The organism is Saccharopolyspora sp. NPDC002578 (assembly GCF_053592695.1).
Genome location: NZ_JBSFWJ010000157.1, coordinates 1 through 3,411, shown reverse-complemented (window position 1 = coordinate 3,411; position 3,411 = coordinate 1). Strand labels below are relative to the sequence as shown.

1 protein-coding gene is annotated in these 3,411 nt (G+C 73.0%); it reads left to right on the top strand.

Features of this window, described 5'->3' with window-relative positions; translation table 11 throughout:
- Positions 1-5: 5 nt before the first annotated feature.
- A partial coding sequence (locus ACWD38_RS30220; protein ID WP_450125440.1) for an SDR family NAD(P)-dependent oxidoreductase occupies positions 6-3,411 on the top strand: 3,406 nt, incomplete at its 3' end.

Here is a 3,411-nt window from a genome sequence, read left to right as displayed (position 1 = left end):
CGTTGGTGGATGGTGCGCGGGTGGTGGTGGTGCGGAGTCGTTTGGTGGGGGAGTGTTTGGCGGGTTCGGGGGGGATGATCTCCATCGCGGAGCCGGAGGGGGAGGCGCTCGCCCGTGCGGCGCGTTGGGGTGATCGGTTGGGTGTGGCCGCGGTCAACGGTCCGTCCGCCACGGTGGTCTCGGGTGAGCCGGAGGCGTTGGAGGAACTTCTGGCGGAGTGCGAGGACGCCGGGGTGCGTGCGCGTCGCATTCCGGTGGACTACGCCTCGCACTCGGCGCAGGTCGAACTGATCCGGGACCGGTTGCGGGACGAGCTGTCCGGGATTCGTCCCCGCACGCCGGACATTCCGTTCTATTCCACTGTGGATGGAGATTGGGTGCGGGACGCCTCGTTGGACGGCGAGTACTGGTACCGCAACCTCCGCCACCAGGTGGGCTTCGACGCGGGCGTCCGGGCGCTCGCCGAGCACGGCTTCGAGCTGTTCGTGGAAGTCAGCCCCCATCCGGTTCTGACGATGAACGTGCAGGACAGCGCGGCGGCCGTGGGACGGGACTGCGTGGCGGTCGGATCGTTGCGCCGCGACGACGGCGGCCTCGACCGGATGGTGCTGTCCATGGGGGAGGCGTACGCGCACGGAGCACCGGTGGACTTCGCGACGTTGTTCGTCGACGGCTCGGCCCGCCGCATCGATCTGCCGACTTACGCCTTCCAGCGCACCCGGTACTGGCCGGAGGAACCGGACCGGGCGGGCGATGTGACGACCGCCGGGGTGGACCAGGCCGATCACCCGCTGCTCGGCGCGGTCCTCGGGCTGGCCGAAGGCGGCGACGCGGTGTTCACCGGCCGGTTGTCCCTGGCCGCGCACCCCTGGCTGGCCGATCACTCGGTCTCGGGGACGGTGCTGCTGCCCGGCACGGCCGTGGTGGAGCTGGCGGTTCGGGCCGGTGACGAGGTGGGCTGCGAGATCGTGGACGAACTGGTCGTGGAGCAGCCGTTGGTGGTGCCCGCGCAGGACGCGGTCCGCGTGCAGGTCACCGTGAGCGGCGCGGACGGAGCCGGACGGCGGCCGGTCACCGTGCATTCCCGTCCCGACGAGCGGGACTCGGCGTGGACCCGGCACGCCACCGGCTTCTTGGCCCAGCTCGCCGATGCGCCGCCGGACCCGGACCCCGGTCCGTGGCCACCGCCCGGAGCGGATCCCGTGGACCTGGTGGACTTCTACCGGTCCCAGGAAGAACGCGGGTACGACTACGGGCCGGTGTTCCGCGGGTTGCAGGCGGCATGGATGCGGGACGGCGAGGTCTTCGCCGAGGTCGCGCTCCCCGCGGAAGAGCACCGGGCCGCCGCCGGGTTCGGGTTGCACCCGGCGCTGCTGGACGCCGCGCTGCACGCCACCGCGATCGTCGCGCGGGAGCGCTCAGCGGCCGACGGACCGGTGCTGCTGCCGTTCGCCTGGAACCGGTTCACGTTGCACGCCTCGGGCGCCACGCGGCTGCGGGTTCGGGCGAGCACCGGTGACGGATCGGTGTCCTTGGAACTCGCGGACGCCACCGGAGCACCGGTTGCCTCGTTGGACTCCCTGGTGTTCCGGCCGATCGACACCGGTGCTCTGGGCGGCGCCGACCGGCGCGGTGCCGCGCTGTACCGGCTCGACTGGGTGCCGGTTCCGGTGACACCGCCGACGGCCGGAGCGCCGTGGCTGGCGGGCGTCGAGGACGTTCGCGCTCTCGCCGCATCGGTGCTCTCCGGGGCTGCGGCGCCGGCCGCCGTACTGGTCGACATCAGCGGTGCGGAACCGGTCGACGCGGCAGTGGTGCGCGAATCGACGGCCCGGGTGCTGGAAGTGCTCCAGGCCTTCCTCGCCGAACCCGCGCTGGAGGCCTCCCGGCTGGTGCTGGTGACCCGCCGCGCCGAGGACGGCGACCTGGCGGCCGCGGCTGCCTGCGGACTCGCCCGCTCGGCGCAAGCCGAGTACCCGGACCGGATCGTGCTGGTCGACTCGGACGAGGTGGAGCCGCCCGCGGTGTGGGACGCGGGGGAACCGCAGCTCCGGGTGCGGTCCGGCGCCGTGTCGGCGCCGAGGCTGGCCCGAATGCCTGCCGGGTCGGACGGTGAGCCTTTCAGCGCGGAGGGCACGGTGCTCATCACGGGCGGAACCGGCTCGCTCGGTGCCGCGCTGGCCCGGCACCTGGTCTCGGAGCACGGCGTCCGCCACCTGTTGCTGGTGAGCCGCCGGGGTCCCGCGGCGCCCGGCGCGGACGCGCTGCACGCGGAGCTGACCCGTTCGGGAGCCCAGGTGACCATCGCAGCCTGCGACGTGGCCGATCGCCAGGAGCTGCTGGTGCTGCTGGACGCGATTCCCGGCGACCGGCCGCTGACCGGCGTGGTGCACGCGGCCGGAGTGCTCGACGACGGGGTGCTCGCGGCACTGGACGAGGACCGGATCGAGGCGGTGTTCCGGCCGAAGGTCGACGCGGCGATGCTGCTCGACGAGCTCACCCGCCCGCTGGAGATCACCGCGTTCGTGCTGTTCTCCTCCGGCGCGGGGATTTTCGGTACGCCGGGGCAGGGGAACTACGCGGCGGCGAACGCGGCGCTCGACGCGCTGGCCCGACGCCGCCGCGCCGAAGGTGTGCCTGCGGTGTCGTTGGCGTGGGGACTGTGGGAGCAGGACACCGCCCTCACCGGGCGGTTGACCGGGACCGACCGCAGCCGGATGGCCGCCGCCGGGGTGCGCCCGCTGACGGTCGACGAGGGATTGGCGCTGTTCGACGCGGGGGTGCGGTCGGCGGAGCCGGTGGTGGTGGCCGCGCACCTGGACCTGGCGGCGCTGCGGCGCCGGGCCGGTGAGCTGCCCGCGCTGCTGCGCGGCTTGGTGCGCGTGCCGCGACCCGCGGCGGCGCGCGACGACGCGGGCGATTCCCTCGGTGACCGGTTGGTGGCGCTGCCGGATCCCGAGCGGCAGCGCGTGCTGCTGGAACTGGTGCGCACCGAGTCGGCAGCGGTTCTGGGCCACCCGACGGCCGAAGGCGTCGACGGGGCCCGCGCCTTCAAGGAGATCGGCTTCGATTCGCTCACCGCGGTGGAGTTGCGCAATCGGCTCGTGGCGGCCACCGGCGTCCGGCTCCCCGCGACCCTGGTGTTCGACCACCCCACTCCGGCGGCGCTCGCGGAGCGGCTGCGCGAGGACCTGCTGGGTCGCGAATCCGTGCCGGTCCGAGCCCGATCGGTGATCTCGGCGGATGATCCGATCGTGGTGGTGGGTGTGGGGTGTCGCTTCCCCGGTGCGGATTCCCCGGAGGGGTTCTGGGAATCGGTGCGTGATGGTGTGGATGCGGTGTCGGGTTTTCCGGTTGATCGGGGTTGGGATCTGGGTTCGTTGTTCGATTCGGATCCGGATTCTTCTGGGT